This is a genomic window from Nocardia vinacea NBRC 16497 (assembly GCF_000308835.1).
Lineage (GTDB): Bacteria > Actinomycetota > Actinomycetes > Mycobacteriales > Mycobacteriaceae > Nocardia > Nocardia vinacea.
In genome coordinates, this window is record NZ_BAGN01000068.1 from 1 (window position 1) to 23848 (window position 23848).

23 protein-coding genes and 2 tRNA genes are annotated in these 23848 nt (G+C 65.8%); 12 read left to right on the plus strand and 13 right to left on the minus strand.

The window, feature by feature from the left end:
• Together ON44_RS07865 and acpS are read left to right on the plus strand one after the other, a co-directional pair.
• A partial coding sequence (locus ON44_RS07865; RefSeq protein WP_040687505.1) for a type I polyketide synthase occupies window positions 1-6016 on the plus strand: 6016 nt, incomplete at its 5' end.
• 92 nt (window positions 6017-6108) lie between these two features.
• The gene (acpS, locus tag ON44_RS07870; RefSeq protein ID WP_040687506.1) at window positions 6109-6543 is read left to right on the plus strand and encodes a holo-ACP synthase AcpS; all 435 of its coding nucleotides are present in this window, start codon (window positions 6109-6111) and stop codon (window positions 6541-6543) included.
• Window positions 6544-6611: 68 nt separating this feature from the next.
• Here acpS and ON44_RS07875 read toward each other — a convergent pair whose 3' ends face one another.
• Window positions 6612-7232, minus strand: a complete 621-nt coding sequence (locus tag ON44_RS07875; RefSeq protein WP_245567053.1) for a TetR/AcrR family transcriptional regulator — start codon at window positions 7230-7232, stop codon at window positions 6612-6614.
• 313 nt (window positions 7233-7545) lie between these two features.
• On the opposite strand from ON44_RS07875, the gene ON44_RS07880 reads away from it, so the two are divergent.
• Window positions 7546-8805, plus strand: a complete 1260-nt coding sequence (locus tag ON44_RS07880) for a DUF7159 family protein (RefSeq protein WP_040687508.1) — start codon at window positions 7546-7548, stop codon at window positions 8803-8805.
• A 107-nt stretch (window positions 8806-8912) separates the two neighbouring features.
• Here ON44_RS07880 and bcp read toward each other — a convergent pair whose 3' ends face one another.
• The gene (bcp, locus tag ON44_RS07885) at window positions 8913-9386 is read right to left on the minus strand and encodes a thioredoxin-dependent thiol peroxidase (protein WP_040687510.1); all 474 of its coding nucleotides are present in this window, start codon (window positions 9384-9386) and stop codon (window positions 8913-8915) included.
• A 110-nt stretch (window positions 9387-9496) separates the two neighbouring features.
• On the opposite strand from bcp, the gene ON44_RS07890 reads away from it, so the two are divergent.
• Complete coding sequence (locus tag ON44_RS07890) at window positions 9497-9718, plus strand: DUF3618 domain-containing protein (RefSeq protein ID WP_040687513.1); 222 nt, start codon at window positions 9497-9499, stop codon at window positions 9716-9718.
• Between the two features lie 60 nt (window positions 9719-9778).
• Here the strand turns inward: ON44_RS07890 and ON44_RS07895 are convergent, their stop codons facing one another.
• Together ON44_RS07895 and ON44_RS07900 are read right to left on the minus strand one after the other, a co-directional pair.
• A complete protein-coding gene (locus tag ON44_RS07895; protein WP_040687515.1) occupies window positions 9779-10075 on the minus strand; it encodes an excalibur calcium-binding domain-containing protein in 297 nt (98 codons plus the stop codon).
• A gap of 136 nt (window positions 10076-10211) precedes the next feature.
• On the minus strand, window positions 10212-11189 hold the full coding sequence (locus tag ON44_RS07900; RefSeq protein ID WP_040687538.1) for a pirin family protein: 978 nt from the start codon (window positions 11187-11189) through the stop codon (window positions 10212-10214).
• 58 nt (window positions 11190-11247) lie between these two features.
• Here ON44_RS07900 and ON44_RS07905 point away from each other — a divergent pair, with 58 nt between their 5' ends.
• Window positions 11248-11712: a MarR family winged helix-turn-helix transcriptional regulator gene (locus ON44_RS07905; protein ID WP_040687517.1), complete on the plus strand. Its 465-nt coding sequence runs from the start codon at window positions 11248-11250 to the stop codon at window positions 11710-11712.
• Window position 11713: 1 nt separating this feature from the next.
• Here ON44_RS07905 and ON44_RS07910 read toward each other — a convergent pair whose 3' ends face one another.
• The 3 genes from ON44_RS07910 to ON44_RS07920 all read right to left on the minus strand — a co-directional run bounded on the left by ON44_RS07910 (window position 11714) and on the right by ON44_RS07920 (window position 13746).
• A complete protein-coding gene (locus ON44_RS07910; RefSeq protein ID WP_040687518.1) occupies window positions 11714-12025 on the minus strand; it encodes a hypothetical protein in 312 nt (103 codons plus the stop codon).
• Between the two features lie 95 nt (window positions 12026-12120).
• Window positions 12121-12738, minus strand: a complete 618-nt coding sequence (locus ON44_RS51635) for a transglycosylase SLT domain-containing protein (RefSeq protein ID WP_040687519.1) — start codon at window positions 12736-12738, stop codon at window positions 12121-12123.
• Between the two features lie 537 nt (window positions 12739-13275).
• Window positions 13276-13746, minus strand: a complete 471-nt coding sequence (locus ON44_RS07920) for a MarR family winged helix-turn-helix transcriptional regulator (RefSeq protein WP_051181723.1) — start codon at window positions 13744-13746, stop codon at window positions 13276-13278.
• 78 nt (window positions 13747-13824) lie between these two features.
• Between ON44_RS07920 and ON44_RS07925 the strand changes: the two genes are divergently transcribed.
• The 3 genes from ON44_RS07925 (at window position 13825) to ON44_RS07935 (ending at window position 15363) form a co-directional block, all read left to right on the plus strand.
• Window positions 13825-14199 (plus strand): cupin domain-containing protein, encoded by a 375-nt coding sequence (locus tag ON44_RS07925; protein ID WP_040687520.1) that lies wholly within the window; start codon window positions 13825-13827, stop codon window positions 14197-14199.
• Between the two features lie 257 nt (window positions 14200-14456).
• Window positions 14457-14834 carry a phage tail protein gene (locus ON44_RS07930; RefSeq protein WP_040687521.1) on the plus strand — a complete coding sequence of 126 codons (378 nt, stop codon included), beginning with the start codon at window positions 14457-14459 and terminating at the stop codon, window positions 14832-14834.
• 310 nt (window positions 14835-15144) lie between these two features.
• Window positions 15145-15363, plus strand: coding sequence for a site-specific integrase (locus ON44_RS07935; RefSeq protein ID WP_040687522.1), 219 nt, complete (start codon window positions 15145-15147; stop codon window positions 15361-15363).
• 100 nt (window positions 15364-15463) lie between these two features.
• On the opposite strand, the gene ON44_RS07940 is transcribed toward ON44_RS07935, so the two are convergent.
• Window positions 15464-15536 (minus strand) — tRNA-Lys (locus tag ON44_RS07940).
• Between the two features lie 315 nt (window positions 15537-15851).
• Here ON44_RS07940 and ON44_RS07945 point away from each other — a divergent pair.
• Window positions 15852-17066 (plus strand): L,D-transpeptidase, encoded by a 1215-nt coding sequence (locus ON44_RS07945; protein ID WP_040687523.1) that lies wholly within the window; start codon window positions 15852-15854, stop codon window positions 17064-17066.
• A gap of 8 nt (window positions 17067-17074) precedes the next feature.
• Here ON44_RS07945 and ON44_RS07950 read toward each other — a convergent pair whose 3' ends face one another.
• The gene (locus tag ON44_RS07950; protein ID WP_040687525.1) at window positions 17075-17353 is read right to left on the minus strand and encodes a hypothetical protein; all 279 of its coding nucleotides are present in this window, start codon (window positions 17351-17353) and stop codon (window positions 17075-17077) included.
• Between the two features lie 151 nt (window positions 17354-17504).
• On the opposite strand from ON44_RS07950, the gene menC reads away from it, so the two are divergent.
• Window positions 17505-18611 carry an o-succinylbenzoate synthase gene (gene menC / locus ON44_RS07955; protein WP_040687540.1) on the plus strand — a complete coding sequence of 369 codons (1107 nt, stop codon included), beginning with the start codon at window positions 17505-17507 and terminating at the stop codon, window positions 18609-18611.
• 68 nt (window positions 18612-18679) lie between these two features.
• Here the strand turns inward: menC and ON44_RS07960 are convergent.
• Window positions 18680-18755: transfer RNA gene (locus ON44_RS07960), tRNA-His, on the minus strand.
• Window positions 18756-18810: 55 nt separating this feature from the next.
• Window positions 18811-19452, minus strand: a complete 642-nt coding sequence (gene orn, locus ON44_RS07965; RefSeq protein ID WP_040687527.1) for an oligoribonuclease — start codon at window positions 19450-19452, stop codon at window positions 18811-18813.
• Between the two features lie 396 nt (window positions 19453-19848).
• On the opposite strand from orn, the gene ON44_RS07970 reads away from it, so the two are divergent.
• Entirely contained in the window at window positions 19849-21648 is a 1800-nt protein-coding gene (locus ON44_RS07970; RefSeq protein ID WP_040687529.1) for a helicase HerA-like domain-containing protein, read from the plus strand.
• A gap of 74 nt (window positions 21649-21722) precedes the next feature.
• On the opposite strand, the gene ON44_RS07975 is transcribed toward ON44_RS07970, so the two are convergent.
• A complete protein-coding gene (locus ON44_RS07975; RefSeq protein ID WP_040687531.1) occupies window positions 21723-22817 on the minus strand; it encodes an FAD-dependent oxidoreductase in 1095 nt (364 codons plus the stop codon).
• A gap of 51 nt (window positions 22818-22868) precedes the next feature.
• On the opposite strand from ON44_RS07975, the gene ON44_RS50030 reads away from it, so the two are divergent.
• Window positions 22869-23312: a MarR family winged helix-turn-helix transcriptional regulator gene (locus tag ON44_RS50030; protein WP_051181725.1), complete on the plus strand. Its 444-nt coding sequence runs from the start codon at window positions 22869-22871 to the stop codon at window positions 23310-23312.
• Window positions 23313-23322: 10 nt separating this feature from the next.
• Here ON44_RS50030 and ON44_RS07985 read toward each other — a convergent pair.
• The coding region (locus ON44_RS07985; protein ID WP_040687535.1) for a diaminopimelate decarboxylase family protein at window positions 23323-23848 on the minus strand (526 nt) is incomplete at its 5' end.

Sequence of the window (23848 nt, forward strand, 5' to 3'; positions counted from 1 at the left end):
GCGTGCCTGGCCCGCCGTCTTCGCGGTACTCGGTGCCGCGCGCAGCGCCGACGGCGACAGTGTCATCGAGGGCATGCTGGATCTGGTCCATCTCGATCACCAGATCGCACTCGACCGCGACCTGCCGCACGACACCAGCATTCTCGTTGTCCGCGCCGAATCGGGCGACGTTGTCGACACCGACCTGGGACGCGTCGTCGAGGTGCGGGTGTCCGTCGGGGAGATGCGGGATCAGGGCCTCGACGTGGTGCCGCTGGCGACGCTGACCGAACGCTTCGCCATCCGCGGCCGCAACGGCGCGGGCGAGCTGACCGATCCGCCGCGCGCGGCGGGTGTGGTCTCGGATGCGGCCACCGACACCCCGCGTCGCCGCCGTCGCGACGTCACCATCCTGGCGCCGCGCACGATGCGTGCCTTCGCCGCGGTCTCCGGTGACTACAACCCGATCCACACCAGCGATTCGGCCGCCAAGCTGGCCGGACTCGGTAGCCCGATTGTGCACGGCATGTGGCTCTCGGCCGCCGCGCAGCACGTGGTGTCCGCGGTGGATCCCGAAAGCTCCACTCCGGCACGGACTTTGACCGCGTGGACCACTCGTTTCCTCGGCATGGTCCGCCCGGGCGCGGAGATCGACGTGCGCGTCGAGCGGATCGCGGTGGACGCGGGTAGCGAGATCGTCGAGGTCTCCTGCCGCGCCGACGGGGATCTGGTGATGACCGCGACCGGTCGCACCGCTGCCCCGAAGACCGTCTACGCCTTCCCGGGCCAGGGCATTCAGCGCAAGGGTATGGGTCTGGACGCCCGTGCCCGCTCCAAGGCCGCCAAGGAGATCTGGGAGCGCGCCGATAAGCACACCCGTGCGGCACTTGGTTTTTCGATCCTGGCTGTGGTCCGGGACAACCCGACCTACCTCAAGGCGCGCGGCGTCGAACACCGGCACCCGGACGGTGTGCTGCACCTGACCCAGTTCACCCAGGTCGCCATGGCGGTGCTCGGTGTGGCGCAGGTTGCCGAGTTGCGCGAGGCCGGTGCCTACGTCGAGGGCGCCATGCTGGCCGGACATTCGGTCGGTGAGTACAACGCGCTCGCGGCCGTCGCCGGTGTGCTGCCGCTGGAGGCGGTGCTGGAGGTCGTCTTCCAGCGTGGTTCGGCCATGCACGAGCTGGTGCCGCGTGATGAGCAGGGCCGCAGTGACTATCGGATGGCGGCTATCCGTCCGTCGCAGATCGGTCTGCCCGATGACGAGGTCATCGACTTCGTCTCCGGTGTGGGCGAGAGTGTCGGGGAATTCCTCGAGGTCGTCAACCTGAACCTGCGCGGTTCGCAGTACGCGATCGCGGGCACGGTCAAGGGCCTGGACGCGTTGGAGACCGAAATCGACCGCCGCCGTGCCGAATTCGGTGGTAAGCGGGCGTTCATCCTGGTCCCCGGCATCGATGTGCCGTTCCACTCCACCGTGCTGCGTGAGGGTGTGCCGGAGTTCCGGCACAAGCTCGAACAGTTGCTGCCCGCGGATCTGCACCCGGAAATCCTGGTCGGACGCTACATTCCGAACCTGGTGCCCAAGCCGTTCTCGCTGGAGCGCGCGTTCATCCAGGAGATCGCCGATCTGGTGCCCTCGGAGCCGCTGGCTACCGTGCTCGCCGATTTCGACGACTGGGCCGCACGCCCGACCGAGTTGTGCCGTGTGGTGCTGATCGAGTTGCTGGCTTGGCAGTTCGCCAGCCCGGTGCGTTGGATCGAGACCCAGGATCTGCTGTTCACCGATGCCGCACACGGCGGACTCGGCGTGCAGCGGTTCGTCGAAATCGGTTTGGGCGCAACACCGACCGTGGCGAACCTGGCCAGCCAGACGCTGAAGCTGCCCGCCTTCGGCACGGTCACCGTCGAGGTGCTGAATATCGAGCGCGAGGCCGCGATCGTCTACTCGACCGATACCGATCCCGCCCCGGCCGACGAGCCCGCCGACGAGCCGGTCGAAACCGCTTCGGCCGCAGCGCCGGTCGCGGCGGCCCCGGTGGTCGCTCCGGTCGCGAGCTCGGGTGGTCCGCGTCCGGATGACATCGCGTTCACCGCCGCCGACGCCACCCGCGTACTCATCGCGCTGTGGACCAAGCTGCGGCTGGATCAGATCGGCCCGGTCGACACCATTGAGGGCCTCTGCGACGGCGTCTCGTCGCGGCGCAATCAGCTGCTCGTCGACCTCGGCTCCGAGCTGTCGCTCGGTGCGATCGACGGTGCCGCCGACGCCGATATGGGTGCGCTCTCGGCCACCGTCGAGCGACTTGCCCGTACCTACAAGCCTTTTGGTTCGGTGCTCTCCGATGCCATCGGCGATCACCTGCGCAAGGTCTTCGGGCCGTCCGGCAAGCGGCCCGCCGCGATCGCCGAGCGGGTCAAGAAGGTCTGGGAGCTGGGCGACGGCTGGGCCCACCATGTCACCGCCGAGGTTTCGCTCGGCACCCGCGAGGGTGTCAGCGTGCGCGGTGGCGATCTCGGCGGATTGGTCGCGAGTGTGAGCGACGCCGCCTCGGTCGATGCGGCCATCGACGCCGCCGTGCAGGCCGTTGCGGCCCGGCGCGGTGTCGCGGTATCGCTGCCGAGCGCGGGCGGCGGTGGCGGCGCCACCGTGGACGCCGCGGCGCTGGGTGAGTTCACCGAACAGATCACCGGTCGCGACGGCGTGCTGGCCACGGCCGCCCGCGTGGTGCTCGAACAGCTCGGCCTGACCGAGCAGGTCTCCGCGCCGGAGGCCTCGGCCGACACCCTGGTCGATCTCGTCTCGGCCGAATTGGGTTCGGACTGGCCGCGTTTGGTCGCGCCCGCATTCGACGGCCGCAAAGCCGTGCTGATCGACGACCGCTGGGCGACCGCACGCGAGGATCTGGCCAAGCTCTGGCTGCTCGACGACATCGGTTCCGGCGAGGAGTCGGTGGACGGCTTCCTCGGTGCCGGCGAAGCCGTTGCGGCACAGGCGAACTGGTGGCGTGAGAAGGCCAAGCACGAGGCCCGCTCGGTACTCGCCGGGTTGTACGAGCGCATCGCCGAGGCGGCGCTGAACACCGAAGAGTCCGGCCTGTGGTCCTCGGATATCGCCGTGATCACCGGTGCCAGTAAGGGTTCCATCGCGGCGGCAGCCACCGGTCGACTGCTCGGCGGCGGCGCCACGGTGGTGGTCACCACCTCGAGCCTCAATGACGAGCGGCTCGGCTTCTACCGCAAGCTCTACCGCGAGAATGCGCGCCATGGTGCCGCGCTGTGGGTCGTCCCCGCGAATATGGCGTCCTACCAGGACGTCGACGCGCTGATCGACTGGGTCGGCAGCGAGCAGGTCGACAATGCGGGCGGTGCGAAGGTCAAGATCAAGGACGCGATGACCCCGACCCTGCTGCTGCCGTTCGCGGCACCGCGGGTCGCCGGTGATCTCGCCGACGCCGGCGCCCGCGCCGAAATGGAGATGCGGGTCCTGCTCTGGTCGGTCGAGCGGCTGATCGGTGGGCTGTCCAAGATCGGCGCCGATCACGATGTCGACGCGAAACTGCATGTGGTGCTTCCGGGTTCGCCCAACCGCGGCATGTTCGGCGGCGACGGCGCCTACGGTGAGTCCAAGGCCGCGCTCGACGCGGTGGTCGCCAAGTGGCGGGCGGAGAAGTCGTGGTCGAGCCGGGTCACCCTGGTACACGCCCTGATCGGCTGGGTGCGCGGCACCGGGCTGATGGGCCACAACGATCCGATGGTGACCGCGGTCGAGAAGGCCGGTGTGCACACCTGGTCCACCGCCGAGATGGCCGATGAGCTGCTCAAGTGGTGCACCTCGCGGGCCCGTCAGGTGACCGCCACCGGACCGCAGCAGATCGACCTCACCGGCGGACTCGCCAGGGTCAAGCTCGATCTGCCCGCACTGGCCAAGCAGGCTCAGGAGGCCGCCGCGGTCGAGACCGAGGAAGCCGTTGCGGCGGGGACGATTTCGGCGCTGCCCGCACCGCCGACCATGAGCTCGGCGCTGCCGGTGCCCGAATGGGGTTCGGTGACCGCCGATCTCGCCGATATGGTCGTCATCGTCGGTGCCGGCGAGCTCGGCCCGTACGGTTCGGCGCGCACCCGGTTCGAGATGGAGGTCTCCGACGAGCTCTCGGCCGCTGGTGTGCTCGAACTCGCCTGGACCACCGGTCTGGTCGCCTGGGAGAACGATCCCAAGCCCGGCTGGTACGACACCGAATCCGGTGACTACGTCCCCGAACACGAGGTGGCCGAGAAGTACCACGACGCGGTCGTCGCGCGCTGCGGTGTGCGCCGCTACGAGGACGACGGCGCCATGGTCGACAATGCCGCACCGCTGATGACCTCGGTCTTCCTGGACCAGGATCTGACCTTCACGGTCGGTGGCGAAGCCGAGGCGCGCGCCTTCTACGCCGCGGATCCGGAGCACACGGTGATCACCCCGGTCGCCGATTCCGCTGACTGGCAGGTGATCCGCAAGGCGGGCACCGAGATTCGGGTACCGCGCAAGGCCAAGCTGTCGCGCACTGTCGGCGGTCAGATCCCGACCGGCTGGGATCCCACCATTTGGGGCATCTCCGCCGATATGGCGGCCTCGGTGGACCGGGTCGCGCTGTGGAATATCGTCTGCACCGTAGACGCGTTCATCAGCTCCGGGTTCAGCCCGGCCGAGCTGATGAGCTGGGTGCACCCGAGCCTGGTCGCCAACACCCAGGGCACCGGTATGGGCGGCATGTCCTCGATGCGCTCGCTCTACATCGACAACCTGCTCGGTGACTCGCGCCCGAACGACATCCTGCAGGAGGCGCTGCCGAACGTCGCGCTCGCGCATGTGGTGCAGTCCTACGTCGGCAGCTACGGTGCGATGGTGCATCCGGTGGCGGCCTGTGCGACGGCCGCGGTGTCGGTCGAGGAGGGCGTCGACAAGATCCGTTTGGGCAAGGCCGAATTGGTGGTCGCCGGTGGCTTCGACGATCTCGGTATCGAGGGCATCGTCGGCTTCGGTGATATGTCGGCCACCGCGGATTCGGCGGCCATGAGCGCCAAGGGCATCAGCGACCGGTACTTCTCCCGCGCGAACGACCGCCGTCGCGGCGGCTTCGTGGAATCGCAGGGTGGCGGCACCGTACTGCTGGCGCGCGGCGATGTGGCGGTGGAAATGGGCCTGCCGGTACTCGGTGTGGTTGCCTTCGCGCAGTCCTTCGCCGACGGCGTGCACACCTCCATCCCGGCGCCCGGCCTGGGCGCGCTCGGTGCGGGACGGGGCGGTCGTGAATCCAAATTCGCCGCCGAACTGCGCAAACTCGGTGTGGCGCCGGACGATATCGCGGTCATCTCCAAGCACGACACCTCGACCGCGGCCAATGATCCGAACGAGTCCGAACTGCACGAGCGGTTGGCCACGGCCGTCGGACGTTCCGAAGGCGCGCCCCTGTTCGTGGTTTCGCAGAAGAGCCTGACCGGACATGCCAAGGGCGGCGCGGCCGCCTTCCAGCTCATCGGCCTGTGCCAGGTGCTGGAAAACGGTGTGGTGCCGCCGAATCGGAGCCTGGACTGTGTCGACGACAAGATGCAGGCCTACCCGCATCTGGTCTGGGCGCGCGAACCGCTGCGCTTCGGTGAGCGGTTCCCGCTCAAGGCCGGTCTGCTGACCTCGCTCGGCTTCGGCCACGTCTCGGGTCTGCTCGCGGTGGTGCATCCGGAGGCATTCATCCAGGCGATCGAGCCGGGTCGGCGCGAGGAGTACCAGCGCCGGGCGCAGCAGCGTCAGCTCGCCGGACGGCAGCGGTTCACCGAGGCCATGTGCGGTGGCGCCCCGCTGTACGAGCGGCCGGCGGATCGGCGTCTCGGTGCCGACGGCACGCCGTCGGAGCAGAAGCGTCAGCTGGAGGCCGACGTGCTGCTCTCGCCGGAGGCGCGGTTGTCCGGCAACGGCACCTACCGGGCCGATGGCGCGGGTTGTGGCACCGGGGCAGTGATTCTCGGGCAACTCGATGCCGGTGGCTCTATGGCATAGCGGCTTCGGCCATTACCGTGCAGAGTGCGGTCGCTACGGCGGCCGCACTCTGACTTTTTCATTGAGCTCGAAGGCTGAGGAGCGGCGACGCATTGACCATCCTGGGTATCGGCTTGGACTTGGTGACCATCTCCGAGTTCGCCGAACAGTTGCAACGGTCCGGAACCACCATGCTCCGGGAGAGTTTCACCGCCGGTGAGCGGCGCTACTGTCAGAGCAAGGGCACCGACCCGGCACGCAGTTACGCGGCACGCTGGGCGGCCAAAGAAGCGGTGTTGAAGGCATGGGCGTCTTCGCGTTTCGCGCGGCGCCCGCAGATCGGCGACAATCCGTACCCCCTCATCGAGGTGGTCAACGACGCCTGGGGTCGTCCGAGCATCAAACTGCACGGTTTGGCCGCCGAATTCCTGCCCCGCGCAAGGGTTCACCTGTCCCTGACGCACGACGGCGACACCGCCGCCGCCATGGTCGTCCTCGAGGATCCGGGTGAACTCGCCGACCTCATCGAAGGTCGCGAAGCGCAGTAGCCGAATCCCATATTCGAGCCGGGCACCCTGGACACAGGGTGCCCGGCTCGAATATGGATTGCTGAAGGTTAGCGTTCGCCGCCGGTTCGGGATTCCTTTTCGGCAACCATGAGGTATGCCACCATCAGCCGCTTGAGTTCGGAGACCGCTTCGGTGTTGCTCTGGTCGTCTTGCACGGAGAAGTTCAGCATCGAGTAGACGACGTGCACCAGGACCTCGGCCATCATGGTGCGGCGCGCGCGGGGGGTGCGCGGGGTCAGCGGGCGCAGCATTTGCGAGACGACCTCGGCGAATTCCTTTTCATGGATCGCGCCGGTGGCTCGGGTGGACGGGGTGGACTGCATTGCCAGCCACACTTCGCGCCGGGACGGGTCGGTCATCCACAGATTCGCCAGATGGTCGACGAACTGGTTCATATGCCGCAACCAGTCCAATGACGGGATTTCGCCGTGGAAATCGGCGAGTTCCTGGGAAACCGCAACCAGGTCTTGGCGATTCAACTCGCAGACGATGACGTATTTGTTGGCGAAGAACTGATACAGCGTGCCGATCGGCACTTCCGCCCGCGCCGCCACCTCTTCACAGGTGAACGATTCGAATCCGACCTCGACGAGCAATTCCCGGGACGCCTGCAAGAGGGCATCGAACTTGCGTTTACTGCGTTCCTGAGTCGGCCTGCGCCGCGGCATGAGCTCCTGCGGGTCGTCCTGCAGGTCCAACGCAGGGTCCAGACGTCGCTGCTTCGACCTGGCCTCCGTGCGTACATCCACGTATCAAGGCTAGCGGTATCGGCACACGTGCGACACGCGCACCGCATCTGCGTGTTAAGGACTGTCACATTTCATCACCCATCCAAGCCCGAGATGGCGCCGAACACATAACCGAGCGTGCGTGCATCTCAACGCACGTTCGTGCCGGGGAATCCAAGGGGCTCAGGGGTTTCGGCAAGCTCGTGAGCTCGGTAATTGCACTGGGAAGGCGTGATCAGTGGGAGCTCGATCCGTGGTAACTCTAGGCGTTTCCACCGAACGCGGCGCCGTTCACGCGGTAGCCCTCGCCGACGGCGGCGAGCAGCTATCCGAGCGGGTGCTACTGCAGCGGGTGGTGAAAACTCGAGGCGATTCGAAGGCGGACCTGGCGGTTGCGGTCCAGACGGCGATGGACACACTAGCGGCAGAGTTGGAGTCCGAGCGGGATATCGTGGGTGTGGCGGTCACCTACCGCGATGCCGCCGAGCGGCGTGCCATCGTCACCAAATTGGCGTCCGGCCCGTGGCATACTGCCTCGCTGGTATCGGCCAAATCTGCACATCTGAGTGTGGCCGGGGTCATGACCTGGCTCGATGAATTCGACGACCTGCTCATCTGTGAGGTGGTCCCAGGGCATCAGGCGTTCACACTGGTCGACCGCAAGCGCACTAGGGTGCTGGCCGCGACCAGTCAGTCCGGCAGTGCGACCGCCGAGGCGCTCGACGTCGCGGTCTCGGATGCGTGGGACCAGTTCGAGGCCGCCATGGTTCGGCCGGATGCGGTGGTGCTGATCGGCTCGGCCGCGGACGGCTCGGTGGTGGCCACCGCGATGGACGGCTTCGGTGCTCCGGTGCTGTCGTGCAAGATCGCGACCTCCGCCTCGGCGGTCGGTGCGGCGCTGTTCGCGATGGGCGATGCGACGGGTGTGAGTGAGCCGGTCGAGCGGGTGCGAAGTACGCGCGGTCACACGGCCATGTTCGCCGCGGCCAGTGTGCTGGCGGGCGGACTGGTCGCGGGCGGTTTGTACGTGACAACGCGTACGGGGGCAGTCGTCGCTGACGCGCGGGTCACCGCGGATGCCCGCGTGGTCGACGGTGATACCGGATCGGCGAGCGGCTCCACCGCGGGTTCCTCGGTGCAGCCGAATATCAACCCGTTCAATCGTCCGGAGGCCCGGCAACCCGCTGCCGCCGGAAACACCGCCGACTCGACGGTGACCGACTTCGATCTGAACAACCTTCCGCAGTACAACGAACACTGGGGCGCTCAGCCACCCGTATTGGTCTCTCCGGATGCACACGAGTACGGAAACGAGGCGGCCGGATCGCCTCAGCAGCTCCCGGGCACCGGAACCCCGGGGTCGACTACCAAAGTCGGTGCTCCGAACGACGCCATGCTCTTCCCGGGTGAGGCTCCGCCGCCTGCGGCCTTCACCCCCGAGTTCTACCACTGGTGGGACAACCACGTCCGCTTGCTCGTGCAATGGGCGACCCAGCAGATGCAGCCCACCTAGGAGAAAATCTTCGAGAGGTCCGGTGCCCCAGTGGCTCCGGACCTTTCGTTTTATGCGACTTCGACCTGGACGAAACCCGTTGGACGGAAGCCGATCTGCGCTTCGGTCTACACCGACAGGTCGCGACGGAGTTTGGCTACGTGGCCGGTGGCGCGGACGTTGTATTGCGCCACTTCGATTTCGCCTTTCTCGTCGACCAGGAATGTGGAGCGGATGACGCCGGTTACGGTCTTGCCGTACATGGTCTTCTCACCGAACGCACCCCATGCGGTGAGCACGGATTTGTCCGGATCCGAGAGCAGCGGGAAGGTGAGCTTTTCGTTGTCGCGGAACTTGGCCAATTTGGCGGGCTTATCGGGCGAGATGCCGATGACCTCGATGCCCGCACCCTCGAGGTCGGCGAGGTTGTCGCGGAAATCGCAGGCCTGTTTGGTGCAGCCGGGGGTGCTCGCGGCGGGGTAGAAGTAGACGATCACCTTGCGGCCGCGGTAGTCGGACAGTGAAACGTCCTTGCCGTCGGCGTCGGGCAGGGTGAAATCGGGGGCGGCGGCGCCGGGGGAGAGTCGTTGGTTGTCGGTCACCTCTTGCACGGTAATCGAACGCCCCGACAACACGGCAGCACCGACGCAGCCCGGCTGGCTAGACTCGTCGGCAGCGCGGTTCGCGGCATATTGAATACAGGAGGATATACGTGGCTAGGGATACCGAGCGGATCGAGCGGGAGATCGAGGCCGCACGGACACGGCTCGCGAGCACGCTCGACGAAATCGCCGTACGAGCCGATCCGCAGCGCATCGCCGATGACACCAAGCACATGGTGCTGGCGAAGCTCAACCAGCCGAAGGTGAAGTACAGCCTGATCGGCGCGGCCGCGGTGGTCGTCGGGTTGGTGCTGGTGAAGATCTTCCGCTGAGCCGAAAACGTAGAACACCCGGTGTGGCCAGCCACACCGGGTGTTCTACGTTCAGGACTATCAGACCGTCGGGCAGGCGAAACCGTCGCCGTCCGGATCCAAATGCGGGCCGTAGCCCGGTTCCCCGCGGAACAGCGGTGCCCGACCGGCCGCGCGGGCCTCGTCGCAGTTGGCGAATGCGCCACCGGCTGAGCCGGTCTGGGACATGCCTGCCGAACCGGTCGCGGCCGATCCGGTATCGATGGCGGATGAGCCTGTTCCCGCGGAACCGGTGGGGACGTCGGCCAGGGCTGCGGGTGCCGCTAGGAAAGCGAGTCCCGCGGCGGCAACGCTGACGGTGAGCCGGCGAACGTTCATATATTCCTCTGTTTGTGTGCTGCGGTGGAGTAGCGTCCAGGGGGAGACGCCGCATCCACTGTTGTGACGGGCCGCGTACTTGTCAACCGCGCAGCAAAACAATTAGGGGCATTAGGGGACAACGCCCCTTCGTTCGTTATTCACCCAAACGCCTACCCGCCAGATGTTCGGCCGGGATATTGCCCATGCGTCCGGCCTGGTAATCCGACATGGCCTGGATGATTTCGGCGCGGGTGTTCATGACGAACGGACCGTATTGAACCACAGGCTCTTTGATCGGCAGGCCGCCGAGCAGCAGTACCTCCAGGTCGCCGGTTCGGTTGTGTTGCAATGCATCCGCGGCGACGGTGATCGAGTCGCCGGGGCCGAATGCCGCGAGTTGACCTTCGCTGATCGGCCGTCGCTCGGCGCCCACTGTTCCGCTGCCGGACAATACGTACGCCATCGCGGTAAACCGTTGCGGCCATGGGGTTTCCAGCTGGCCGTCCGGGGTGAGGGAGGCGTGTGCGTAGGCGATCGGGGTATAGGTCGAACCCGGACCATCGAAGCCGCCCATCTCGCCCGCGATTATGCGCACCAATGCGCCACCGTCGTGCGAACTGACCAGCGTCAATTCACTGCCGCGCAGATCCTGATAGCGCGGTGCGGCCATCTTCTGCGCGCGCGGCAGATTGACCCACAGTTGGATGCCGTGGAACCAGCCGCCCGCGATGACCAATTCCTCGGCGGGCAGTTCATCGTGCAGGATGCCGGAACCGGCCGTCATCCACTGGGTATCGCCCTCGCTGATGACGCCACCGCCGCCATTGGAATCGTGATGCACCATGGTGCCGTCCATGACGTAGGTGACGGTCTCGAAGCCGCGATGTGGATGCCACGGGGCGCCCTTGGCCTCGTACGGCTCATAGGCGACCGGACCCATCTGGTCGAGCAGGATGAATGGATCGGCCGAGCGCAGATCCATGCTCGGGAACGGCCTGCGCACCTCGAAGCCCGCGCCTTCGCGCTGCTGATGTGCGGTGCTGATGCTGCTCACCTTGCGTTCCCGCGTCGAATCCGTGGGTCGAGGTAATCGCGGCAGCACCATGATGTCGGGGACGGTGATGGCCGGCATGGGCACCTCCTGAATAGTTTGTGTCCATGTCAACCAATCGCTGGCTAGGATCATTCCCGTGGTGCGTTGGTTGAGCGATGACGAGCAGCAGACCTGGCAGGCCTTCATCCGGCTGCGCCAGCGCCTGGATGCGGCGCTATCGGCCGGGCTGGCCCAGGACGGCCTGTCCACCGCCGACTACGAGCTCCTGGTGCCGTTGTCGGCCGCGCCCGGCGGCTGTCTGCGCGCCAAGGAGTTGGCCGCCGAGGTCTGCTGGGAGAAGAGCAGGCTCTCGAAACACTTGGCGCGCATGGCCGCTCGCGGACTCGTCGACCGTCGCCCGGCCGAGGACGACGCCAGGGGGATTCTGGTCGAACTCACCCCCCAGGGACACAAGGTCCTGGAGAAGGCGGCCCCGAACCACGTCGAACTGGTGCGCCGGATCTTCGTCGATCCGATGACACCCGCCGAGGCGCGTGCGCTGCGCTCGCTGGCCGACAAGGTGGTCGTCGAGGCCGAGAGCGAGTCCGAACTCGGTTACTGAATCACCACGGGGTGATCGGCGGTTTCACCCACAGCAGCTTCTCGTCGCTGTTATTGCGCTGTGCCGCAGGATGATTCGGATGACGAGCGGCCCAGGTGTCCTTCTCGTCGAGCAGCTTCGCCACAGTCGTCCACGTCTCGTCGGTGCTCGGCGGATTCGTCTCGGCCGCGCGCGCCAGCTTCCGGCGGACCGCGGCCGGCATATCCAGCAGTTCCGTTCCGGTGATGCCGCGATCCCAGATAAAGGTGGCGAGGCGGCGCGCCTTCTCGGCGCGGCTCTTCGACGCATGGTCGGAGTGGGCGTAATCGGTCATGGCGGAATCCGCATCGGTGGTGGTCGGTCCTGGTCGACCCTACGACAATGCCTCCCCGCCATCGGGCGGGGAGGCATTGTTCGCGAAGTCGTGGATCAGTACGCCGAGTTGACGTTATCCATCGAGCCGTAGCGGTGGGCCGCGTAGTTGCAGGCCGCGGTGATGTTGGCGACCGGCTCCCAGATGTCCCAGGCGGTGCCTTCGACGTGGTAGGCGTTGAAGGTCGGGTCGATCACCTGGAGCAGACCCTTGGACGGGATGCCGGCGGCGGCGTTGGAGTCCCAGAGGTTGATGGCCTGGGGGTTGCCGCCCGATTCGCGCATGATGTTGCGGTAGATGCCGTCGTAGCTACCCGGGATGCCCTGCGCGCCCATGATGTCGAGCGCGTGGTGGATCCAGCCGTCGAGGTTGTCCTCGTAGACCGGGGCCGGGGGCGGCGGCAGGGGCAGGCCGGGGACCTGCGGCAGTTCCGGCAGCGCGGGCAGACCGGGAACGAGCGGGGCATCGACCGGCGTGGCCGTCGCATCGACCGGTGCGGCCGCGGGGGCGGGCTGCTGCTCGGCGACCATGGCAATGCGCGACGGAACGCTGTCGTCGGCCAGCGCGACTACGGAGGAGGTGCCGACGGCGATGACACCGGCCGCGGCCACAGCGAGGGTGACACTGTCACGCAGCGATAGGCGGCGGAAAGAGGGGAGGCGTTTGTCGAGCATTTCGAAATCAGTTCCTTGATCGTGTCCAGAGAGGCGATCCGGCCCAGTTCAGGCAGCGCGGATCTCCGACGGGGCACCCGGTGGGAAGGCCCGCCTGAATCGGTTCCGTATGCTGTTTTCGGGTTTTGTTGTGAAGGCCAGGCGAGCCCTGGCGCGCGACGCGGTGTGAGCCACCCGGGGTCGGTTCCCGGCGGTGCCGCTGTCGAGCGGGGAGAAGGCGGTCACGGGCTGTGGTGCCGCTGTATCTCCGGCGACCGCGGCGGGTGAAACCCATCTGCCGTTGCGGTCGTTTTCCGACTGCGTGTGGATTGCTCCACGGTGTAACCAAACTGTAGGTCTGTTTGCGACCTGATCTCAGCTTGGTCACGGTCGGTTAACGCAGCATGAACGAAGAGTGAATGGCAGGGGTTGCCGATCTTGGAAAGCCCTGGTCGAGCTCCTGGAAACCACCCGTATGCGGGGAGTTTGCCGCTAAACGTGATGTGATGCAGGTCACGGAAATTTCAGGGTAACGCAGGCCACTTTGTCTCGATTTGGTCACCAAGAGGCCGGACGGACCCTTCCGGGGGCCACCACGCGGGTCAAAGTGTTACGCAATTCGGCCACCGTGGAATCGCCCAAAACGGACGCCCACTGGTCGGCGAATTCGGCCGCGGCGGCATCGGCCGCGCGCGTGCAGGCCCACCCTTTCGCGGTCAGTGTGATCAACCGTGCGCGCGCGTCGTCCGGATGCGCGTTGCGCTCGGCGTAACCCTTGCGCACGAGTTCGTCCACCAACTGGCTGGCGGCCTGTTTGGTCACTCCCAGATGTTCGGCCAACTCGCCGACTGTCGCCCCGTTCGGCGACAGCCGCACGAATGCGAACCCGTGCGTCGGCCGCACATCGTCGAACCCGGCCGCCACCACCCCGGCGTGAATGGCGTCGGTGGCAGCGGCCCCTGCGGCGAGCAACAGCAGCGCGAGATCCTGGCCGGGTCGCAGGGGCGAAGCGGGTTTCAGATCCGACATGACTGACATCTTGACACGGATAGGCAACTTGCTTGACTATATAGTCAAGCTGCTTGACCAAATGAAGGAGTTGAAGACATGCCAGTAACCCGCGCCGCCGATGCTGAAGTCCACGAAATGCACGGCACCCGATTCACCTCCTATATCCGTCCCGGCACCGGCAGCGCCGAACTCTGCGTCTGGCAGATCCAGGTGTCGGCCGAGACGGAAGGCGTGCCGCACAAGGTGTTGCGCGAGGAGGCGTTCGTAGTGATCCAGGGAGCGGTGACGATCACGATCGATGGGCAGGCGGAGGCGCTGGTGGCCGGTGACGCTGCGGTGGCCCCCGCGAATTCGATGATCTCCCTGACGAATTCGGCCGCCGAGCCGGCCGTGCTCGTCGTGACGGTCCCGGTCGGATTCCAGGGTGAGTTGCTCGACGGAACCGTCATCAACCCGCCCTGGGTCGGCTGAGCCGCGATGCCCCCACGCGGCGTACCGGGTGATGAGCCTCACGCCCGGTGTCACCGCTCCGATGGATTATGAAACGAAAATCCCCCGTCGGCTTCGTCATCTACCAGCCGACGCAGCGCATCGGAACCCGACTACCCCGACCAGCACCACGACTGGATTGGATGAATTCCCACTCCGGTGGCTCCAGCCACACCGTATTCTCGAGTGGCATTGCCTCATGAGCGAGAACCCACCGGTTACGAATTCAGGAGGTCGACATGCAAATCCAGGACAAGACCGACAGCCGCACCTTCGCCATCGATCTGGGCGAGTTCAGAGTCGAAATGGTGCAGGACGTGCTGGGTATCAGCCAGCCGTCGGAGGGCACGTTGGGTGAGGTGCGGATCACCCGGGGGCTTGATCGGAGCAAAGCGTTCACCGATTGGATCGAGCGAACGCTGGCCGACGACGACGCGGAGTCCGCCAGACAGGACATCACCATCACCGTAATGGACGCCGATAGGAAGCCTGGTCGCCGGATTCGCTTGCTGCGTGCCTTGCCGACCAGTTGGACGGAGCCTGCCCTCGACGCTGAGGATGCGGAGCCGGCGAGTGAGAGCGTCACTGTCGCCTACGAAGAGATGAGAATCGAGTAGCGCAGTTCGCTCGGCGTCGTTTCCGCGACTAGCCCGGGCTCTGCGCTGGGTCGGCCCGCGCTGGTCTGCGGCGGGCCGACTCAGCGGTCCATCATCGGCGAAGTGCCGCCGCACCCAGGCGCGCTATCGCGCCAATTACCAGATCGGCCTGCGCTTCGGCGTGGCCTCGTGTTTCCGCCGCGCGGCCGCCGTGGCGAGGAAGAGGGATCCTGGTTCCCGAAGGTGCGAGAGCAGTTGGGGCGCAAGCAGCTTCAGGACGGCCTGGTCGTCCCCGTCGACGCCGACATGCCCATGTCGCGCCGCAGGCGGTATGGGTTGGCGCACGCGCACCCTGTACAAGGATGTGACGCAGTACACATTCCGGAAGACAGTCGCAACGCTGATCGCTGAGGCGTCGGATTCGAAGACGGCCGCGAAGCAGTTGGGGCATTCTCGTGAGGGCATCACGCGGCGGCATTACATCGTCTCGCCGGTGCAGGCACGGGACTCATCGGCCGTGCTGGAGTTGGGGCTAGGCGCGGCCAGCTGAGGAACCACCATTGGTGGTGACTTTTTGGTGTTCCTTTGGTGACGGTCCGGTAGACCGAACAAGCCCGATCATGATATCGGGCCTGACCTACTAATTTAAGTGCGCCATCAGGGACTCGAACCCCGAACCCGCTGATTAAGAGTCAGCTGCTCTGCCAATTGAGCTAATGGCGCGTGTCTTGCTGCGCTCCGTGTTCCGGTGCGGGACAAAGATTAACAGGCCGAGTACCCAGAAGTGAAATCGGTTTCTGACCGGGGGCGATGCGGGAGTTCGCGGTGGGTGTTAACACCCGGCGGGGTGCGGATGATCTAACCGATGGAACTCGCCTGTGGCGGAGTGATTTCACATTGGACTGGACCCGTTGAGCTGGCAGAATGTCTGGAGCGTGGTCCAGACCGAACTCCGTCGGCGTTGCGGGAGGAGCGTGGTCGGGTTGGATCCGAAGCCGTCGGTGCCTGGCTGCATCGGGACTTGAAACGGGGTTGGTAATGAGCGTTGGTCAGGGTCGACATCGGTCGATGAGAAAGATCACGGGACCGGTAGTCGTATGTGCGGTGTTGGCGCTGGCCTTGACGGCGTGTTCGTCGTCCAACGCCACCGACGCCTCGACGGTGGCCATCGACCGTAATCCGATCACCGAACTGATGAAGCCCAAGCTGTTGTCGCCGGTCAAGGACGGTGACATGGGAGTTTCGCCGGGCGTGCCGCTGACCTTCAAGGTCGACGACGGCAAGTTCACCGCCGTGACATTGACCAACTCGCAGGGTGTTCCGGTTGCGGGCAAGCTGGCCGCGGACGGCCGGACCTGGGAGAACACCGAGGTGCTCGGCTACGGCAAGACCTACAAGCTGAAGGCCGACGCGATCGGTCTCGGCGGCGCGAACTCCGCGATGTTGAGCTTCACCACCAGTTCCCCGGACAGCCAGACCAAACCGTATCTGCTGCCGGGCGAGGGCGAAGTGGTCGGCATCGGCCAGCCGGTGGCCGTGCAGTTCGACGAGAACATCCCGGACCGTATGGCCGCGCAGAAGGCAATCAAGATCACCACGGAGCCGCCGGTCGAGGGCGCCTTCTACTGGGTGAACAAGCGCGAGGTCCGGTGGCGGCCGGAGCATTTCTGGGCGCCGGGAACCAAGGTCACCATCGATGTGAACGTCTACGGCCGTGATCTCGGCAGCGGGCTGTTCGGCCAGGACAATATCCACTCGTTCTTCACCGTCGGCGATCCGACGATCTTCACCGCGGACGACAACACCAAGCAGGTGACGGTGGAGATGAACGGTCAGGTGGTGCGGACCATGCCCACCTCGATGGGTAAGGACAGCACCCCGACCGATAACGGCATCTACATCGTCGGCGACCGCTTCGACAACATCATCATGGACTCCTCGACCTACGGCGTCGCGGTGAGTTCGCCGAACGGCTACAAGACGCCGGTCGACTACGCGACCCGACTTTCCTACTCCGGCATCTTCTTTCACTCCGCGCCGTGGTCGGTCGGTGCGCAGGGCTACTCGAATACCAGCCACGGCTGCCTGAACCTGAGCCCGGCGAACGCGCTGTGGGTTTTGCAGAACGCCAAGCGTGGCGACATCACCATCGTCAAGAACACTGTGGGCGGCACGCTTTCGGGCGTCGACGGACTCGGTGACTGGAACATTCCGTGGCCGGAGTGGAAGGCCGGCAACGCCGACAACCGCTAGGCAATCGCCTATGCGCAACTGAGCGTCGCCCCGACGGCGCTCCCGAGGGCGGCACACAGCAGCGGCCCGCCGAACAGCAGATTCTCGAAGCCGGACATCGCGGCACCGGCCGAGCCGGTGCCCGAGGAGCCGGTGGTGGTGACACCGCCGGCAGATCCGGTGGTGACCGAGCTCGAACCCGTGCTGGATCCGGTGCCCGGTTCGATCGCGATATCCGCGGCTGCGGTACCGGTGGCGCCTGCGAGCAGGGTTGTGCCGACGAAAGCTGCGATTACCGCGGAACGCATCACGAACTTGGTGTCTTTCTGATCAGCCGGGGTGGCGTCCCGGTGACACCGCCCCTGATGCCCGCAGTCTACGGAGTGAAACAGTAATCTGTCAGATAATTGGTGATAGTAAGCGGCTATCGGCAGGGGGCTGATATGCCAAGCTGTGAAGGTGAGGCTCGAGGGCGTTGAGCTGCGTCGGCTGGGCCTTCCGCTGCGCAGCCCATTTCGGACCTCGTTCGGGGTCGAATTGTGGCGCGACATTCTCCTGCTGCGGGTGGTTGCCTCGGACGCCCAGGGTTGGGGCGAGTGCGTAGCACTGCCCGCTCCGAGTTTTTCCTCCGAGTACATCGATGGCGCCGCCGACGTCATCCGCCGGTTTCTGTTGCCGGCACTGGGCGGCCGCGATCTCGACCCGAATGATGTAGCGCCCACGCTTGCGCGGTTTCGTGGTCATCGAATGGCCAAGGCCGCGTTGGAGATGGCGATCCTCGACGCCTGGCTGCGCTCCCGACGACGTTCTTACGCCGGATATCTCGGTGCGACTCGCACATCGGTGGCCGCGGGTGTCTCGATCGGGATCATGGACGAGATACCCGAACTGCTGGATACCGTCGTGGAATATCTGGAACAGGGCTACCAGCGGATCAAGCTGAAGATCGAGCCAGGATGGGATATCGCGCCGGTGCGGGCGGTTCGGGAGCGGTTCGGCGACGCTCTCGAGCTGCAGGTCGACGCGAACGGCGCCTATACCTCGGCCGATGCCGACCACCTCGCCGGTCTCGACGAGTTCGGACTCGAAATGCTGGAACAGCCTCTAGCCGCGGACTGCTGCCGCGATCACATCTTGCTCGCCCGTCGCTTGCGTACGCCGATCTGCCTGGACGAATCGATTCTCTCGGCCCGCGGCGCTGTCGATGCGATCGAGCTGGGGGCGTGCTCGGTGGTGAATATCAAAGCCGGACGTGTCGGCGGCTATCTCGAGGCACGCTCGACGCACGATGTCTGTGTGGCACACGGCGTACCGGCATTTTGCGGCGGAATGCTGGAAACCGGGCTCGGTCAGGCGGCGAATCTGGCGGTAGCGGCGCTACCCGGGTGTACATTGCCGGCGGACATCGTGGCCTCGGATCGCTATTACGAACGAGACATCATCGAACCGCTGCGGTTGGAAGCCGGATACATCACCGTGCCTGACGGGCCCGGCCTCGGTGTAGACCCGTTGCCGGATGCACTGGAGGCGGCAACGACGAGCAAGGAATGGTTGTCGCCGGTATGAACCGCGTGGCACTGTCGAGTAGAAAAACGGGCCAGGTCGGAGCTGATGTGCTCCGACCTGGCCCGCTTTGGGGTGAGTGACGGGACTCGAACCCGCGACAGCCAGGATCACAACCTGGTGCTCTACCAACTGAACTACACTCACCATCGCCAGTGAATCACCAGCGCGGTCGATACTAGCGTGTCAACCCCTCGAGTCCCTAATCGGTTTCTGACGTCGCGTTTTGCTCGGCCGTCTTGTCGCTACCGCTCACCTCGCTCGCAACGGCGGCGATCTCTGCGGTCGACGGGCCGGGGGCGGCGACGAAGGCCGTGCGTCGGTAGTACTCGAGTTCGCGGATGGATTCCTTGATATCGGCCAGGGCGCGGTGGGTCAGGCCCTTCTCCGGCTGGCCGAAGTAGATGCGCGGGTACCAGCGGCGGCACAGCTCCTTGATGGAACTCACATCGATCATCCGGTAGTGCAGATGCGCATCGAGGGCGGGCATATCGCGGGCGATGAAGCCGCGGTCGGTAGCGATGGAATTGCCGGCCAGTGGGACCGTGCCCGCGGTCGGGGCGTATTCGCGGATGTAGTCGAGTACCAGTTTTTCGGCATCGGCGAGGGTGACCGTGGAGCGGCGCACTTCCTCGGTCAGGCCCGAACGTGCGTGCATATCGGCGACCACCTGCGGCATGGCGGCCAGGGCCGCGTCGTCGGCGTGGATCACGATATCCACGCCATCACCGAGAATATTGAGGTCGCTGTCGGTCACGAGCGCGGCCACTTCGATCAGCTTGTCGCTGTCGAGGCGCAGGCCGGTCATCTCACAATCCATCCACACCACGTACTTGTCGCTCACTGGACACACAGTAGCCGTGGTCGTGATCGACGGGGCCCACCTTGCCGCGTTGTCGCAGCGCGTTCGTGTCTCACAAGCGTCAAATTCGACACCACGTATTTGTCGGACACCCCGGCAACATGAGCTGCATTTATTGGCGATGCCTTCGGCATCGTGTGTTCGCGGCCCCGAATATCAGCATCGCGTAGCGATTCGATGAGGGGTGGTGGCCGGGACGGGCCGCGAACGGCCCATGCTCACTCTCGCTTCGCTCGAAACCGGGTGCTGGTTGCGTAGGAGTGGCTGTCCACTGGGTTGGGCCGTCTCAGGGGAGCGGCGGCGATAGAGTTTGCAGGAGATCGGCGTATGCGTTTTCGGCACGACAGCTAACACTGCGGACCAGACGGAGGACGCGCGATGACAACCCCTCAGGAGAAGGCGGCTGCGGCACGGAAGGCGGCCGAGGAGGCGGCGCGCGTGGCCGCGGAAGCCGCCGCTGCGGCCGAAGCCGCCGAACGCGAGTTGGCCGAGCAGGAGGCGGCGGCCGCGAGCGCGGATCCGAATGCGGCGAATGCGGTGGCGCAGGCCGAGGCCGCGCAATCCAAGGCCAGCGCGACGGCGGAGACCGCGGTCGCCAGCGCTGCCGCGGCGGAATCCGCGCAGTTAGCGGCGACCAAGACCGCGCAGGCCGCGGAACAGTCGGTGGCGCAGCAGATCGCTGCCGGATACGCGTTCGACGGAGCCGCACTGGAATTGGGCACAGTTGTCGTGGACGGCGTCGTGGATTCGACTGCGCGCGTACGGATTCCGATGCGCACCATGAATCGGCACGGGCTGGTCGCCGGTGCGACCGGCACCGGTAAGACGAAAACACTGCAGGGCATCGCCGAACAGCTTTCGCGGGCCGGGGTTCCGGTGGTACTCGCCGATATCAAGGGCGATCTGTCGGGGCTCGCGCAGCAGGGACAGGCCAATGAAAAGCTCAGCGCCAGGGCCGCCGAGACCGGTGCGCCGGACTGGGCGCCGACCGGTTATCCGACCGAATTCGTTTCGCTCGGCACCGGTGGTGTCGGGGTGCCGATCCGCGCGACCATCACCGCATTCGGGCCGGTGCTGCTCAGCAAGGTGTTGGAGCTCAACGAAACTCAGGAGTCGACACTCGGGCTGATTTTCCACTGGGCGGATAAGGCGGGTCTCGGTCTGCTGGATCTGAAGGATCTGCGCGCGGTTATCACCCATCTCACGAGTCCTGAGGGCAAGGAGGATCTCAAGGGCATCGGCGGGGTTTCGGCTGCCACCGCGGGGGTGATCCTGCGCGCGCTGTTGAATCTCGAGGCCGACGGTGGCGACACCTTCTTCGGTGAGCCCGAACTGGATCCGGCCGATCTGCTGCGCACCGCCGGCGGTCAGGGTGTGATCACGCTGTTCGAACTCGGTGCGCAGGCGGCGCGACCGGTGATGTTCTCGACCTTCCTGATGTGGGTACTCGCCGATCTGTTCCAGACGCTGCCCGAGGTCGGTGATGTCGAAAAGCCGAAGCTGGTCTTCATTTTCGACGAGGCGCACCTGTTGTTCGCGGATGCCTCGAAGTCTTTCCTGGAGCAGGTGGAGCAGACGGTCAAGCTGATCCGGTCCAAGGGTGTCGGCGTCTTCTTCTGCACCCAGCTGCCCACAGATATTCCGAATTCGGTGCTCTCCCAACTGGGTGCGCGCATTCAGCACGCGCTGCGTGCCTTCACGCCCGACGATCAGAAGGCGTTGTCCAAGACGGTGCGCACCTACCCGAAGACCGGCGTCTACGACCTGGAGAAGGCGCTCACCTCGCTGGGTACCGGTGAGGCGATCGTGACGGTGCTCTCGGAGGAGGGCGCGCCAACTCCCGTGGCGTGGACCAGGATTCAGCCGCCGCGCTCGCTGATGGATACCATCGGAGAGGATCAGATCAAGTCGCGGGCGCTGTCCAGTGCGCTGGCCGCGAAATACGGCCAGACCATCGATCGTGAGTCGGCCTACGAGATCATGGCCACGAAAGCTGCTGCGGCACAACAGGAACCGGCGGCGGCTCCGGCTCCGGGGCGTTCGAAGGCCGCCCCGGAGGAGGAATCCGCCGCCGAGCGCATCATGAAGAATCCGGCGGTGAAGAGCTTCCTGCGTTCGGCCGCGACCGCCGCGGGGCGCGAGATCAGCCGCAGTATTTTCGGCACCCGCAAGCGCTGAGCGCGTGAGCGCGCCGATCCCGAGCAGTGCTGGTCTGCGGATCAAGGAGACGGTGGACCTTCAAACAGTGCGGATCAGGTAGCACTGCGCAGCGAGCGCTCCACCATCGCGAAACCGTAGTCGAGCATTTCGGTTTCGTAGGCGTGGACCGCGTCGCGCAGTGAACCGGTCCGCTCGGCAATGCGGCGGCAGAGCAGGGCGGCGTCGCGCAGGGCTGTCGCCGCGCTGCTCCCGGCCGGGATCATGGTGTGGATGGCGTCGCCTATCAGCGTGACCGGTCCGGTTTCCCAGTGCGACAACGGTTTTGCCGTCCGGATCGTGGTGTTGTGGACGGACTCCGGATCGGCATGCCGCACGAGCGCGGCGAGATTCTCGGGCCAGTCGGCGATCAGTTCCGCGGCGACCTTCTGCAGTTGCTGCTTGTCCATTGCGGACAGGTCGGCCGGAATCAGTGTGTCCGGCGCGGCGACCACCCACATCACGTAATCCTCGCCGTCGCCGGAGGCGAATTCGTGCGCGGCCAGCGACATGAACCGGCCGTCGTCACCGGCGACCACGCTGAATCCATCCAGTGCGGCCTCCGGTGTCAGCGTGCGGATCTCGTCGGTCAGCGATGTCTTGCCGTAGATCTCCGCTTGGCCGGTCTCGATTACCTCGGCATCCGGCAGCCACTGGGCGCGGATGCGGGAATGCGTGCCGTCCGCGGCGACCAGAAGATCCGCATCGGTGACTGTGTCATCGTCGAAGTAGGTCCGGACCCGGCCGTCGTCGAGCAGTTCGAAGCGTTGGAACGATGCACCGTGGTGGATGTCGATGCCGGTGAGCAGGATCTTGCGCAGCGTGAGTCGGTCGACGGTCAGATGCCGCCCATGCACCTCCTCGGCGGCCGTCGGTGGCACCAGGATCTCGCGGACGACGTGCAGTTGCGGGTCGAGGAACCGAACGCCCGTACCGCGCTTGCCCGCGGTGGCGACGATTCGTTCGTAGCGGTCCGGCGGCAGACAGGCGCGCAGTGCGAGGTCGCCCTCCGGGCCGAGGGCGATGCGATAGCCCTGGCTGTGATGGCCTGCGGCTTCCCGTTCGTAGAGCTCGACGGTGATTCCGGCACGGTGCAGACCCTGTGCGAGCAGGGGTCCGGCCAGCCCAGCTCCGACGATGACAATCTTCATGTATCTAAACTATCTGAATTCAGACGATCTGTCATCGGATATAGTTTGCCTGTGGAGCAGACTTCGGAGCAACTCGGCGCCCAGATCGGCGGTCAGCTCTATCTGGCGCACCGCTATGCGCGCGCGGCGGCGAATCGTGCACTGCGGGAACAACAGCTCGAGCTGCGTCACCTCGGGGTACTCGGCTGTCTGGCCGAGGTGGGGCCGCTCAGTCAGCGCGCGTTGGTCGACCGGTTGCAGCTGGACAAGTCGTCGATGGTCTACATCATCGATGAGCTGGAGCGGCAGGGTCTGGCGGAGCGGCGTAAGGATGAGCGGGATCGGCGCAGCTATGCCGTGCACATCACGCCGGGCGGACGGGAGCGGCTCGATGCCGCCAATCGCACCGCCGATGCGGCGGTGGTCGAACTGCTCACGCCGTTCTCGGCGGCCGAACGCCGACAGTTGCACGAACTTCTCGGCCGGTTCATCGAACACGCCGCCGGACAGGCCTGAGATCGGCCCCTCAGTTGCCGATATCGCGGGCGAGTAGATCGTCGGTGGTTTCCCGGCGGATCAGTTGGCGGGCGCGTCCGTCGCGTACCGCGATGATCGGTGGACGACCGACGCTGTTGTAGGACGAGGCGAGGCTGTGGTGGTAGGCGCCGGTACACGGCACCGCGAGCACTTCACCGGGGCGCAGGTCGGCCGGAAGCCGGATATCGGTGGCCAGCACATCACCCGCCTCGCAGTAGCGACCCGCCACCGTCGCGGTCATCTGCGGGCCACAGGGATGCCGATTGGCAATGACCACTTCGTAATTCGCGCCGTACAGCGCGACGCGGGCGTTATCGCCCATGCCGCCGTCGACGGTGACGTAGGTCCGTCCGCCATCGATATGCTTGATCGACAGCACGCGATACAGCGTCACGCCTGCGCGCGCGACAATGGCGCGACCCGGCTCCAAGGCGATATTCGGGCGCGGGAAGTGGTTCCGCGCGCAGGCCGCGTCCAGGGCGTCGTCGATGATGTCGGCGAGTTCGGTCAGATTC

Bases quoted from the DNA above. Each gene is read 5' to 3' on its own strand.
- ON44_RS07895 (WP_040687515.1), bottom strand. From the start codon at position 10,075: ATGAACGTTCGCCGGCTCACCGTCAGCGTTGCCGCCGCGGGACTCGCT.
- ON44_RS51635 (WP_040687519.1), bottom strand. From the start codon at position 12,738: ATGCTCGACAAACGCCTCCCCTCTTTCCGCCGCCTATCGCTGCGTGAC.
- ON44_RS07945 (WP_040687523.1), top strand. From the start codon at position 15,852: ATGAGCGTTGGTCAGGGTCGACATCGGTCGATGAGAAAGATCACGGGA.
- ON44_RS07970 (WP_040687529.1), top strand. From the start codon at position 19,849: ATGACAACCCCTCAGGAGAAGGCGGCTGCGGCACGGAAGGCGGCCGAG.
- ON44_RS07950 (WP_040687525.1), bottom strand. From the start codon at position 17,353: ATGCGTTCCGCGGTAATCGCAGCTTTCGTCGGCACAACCCTGCTCGCA.
- ON44_RS07975 (WP_040687531.1), bottom strand. From the start codon at position 22,817: ATGAAGATTGTCATCGTCGGAGCTGGGCTGGCCGGACCCCTGCTCGCA.
- ON44_RS07920 (WP_051181723.1), bottom strand. From the start codon at position 13,746: ATGTCGGATCTGAAACCCGCTTCGCCCCTGCGACCCGGCCAGGATCTC.
- ON44_RS07910 (WP_040687518.1), bottom strand. From the start codon at position 12,025: ATGACCGATTACGCCCACTCCGACCATGCGTCGAAGAGCCGCGCCGAG.
- ON44_RS07935 (WP_040687522.1), top strand. From the start codon at position 15,145: ATGGGTTGGCGCACGCGCACCCTGTACAAGGATGTGACGCAGTACACA.
- ON44_RS07900 (WP_040687538.1), bottom strand. From the start codon at position 11,189: ATGCCGGCCATCACCGTCCCCGACATCATGGTGCTGCCGCGATTACCT.
- ON44_RS07925 (WP_040687520.1), top strand. From the start codon at position 13,825: ATGCCAGTAACCCGCGCCGCCGATGCTGAAGTCCACGAAATGCACGGC.
- ON44_RS07875 (WP_245567053.1), bottom strand. From the start codon at position 7,232: ATGCCGCGGCGCAGGCCGACTCAGGAACGCAGTAAACGCAAGTTCGAT.
- ON44_RS07930 (WP_040687521.1), top strand. From the start codon at position 14,457: ATGCAAATCCAGGACAAGACCGACAGCCGCACCTTCGCCATCGATCTG.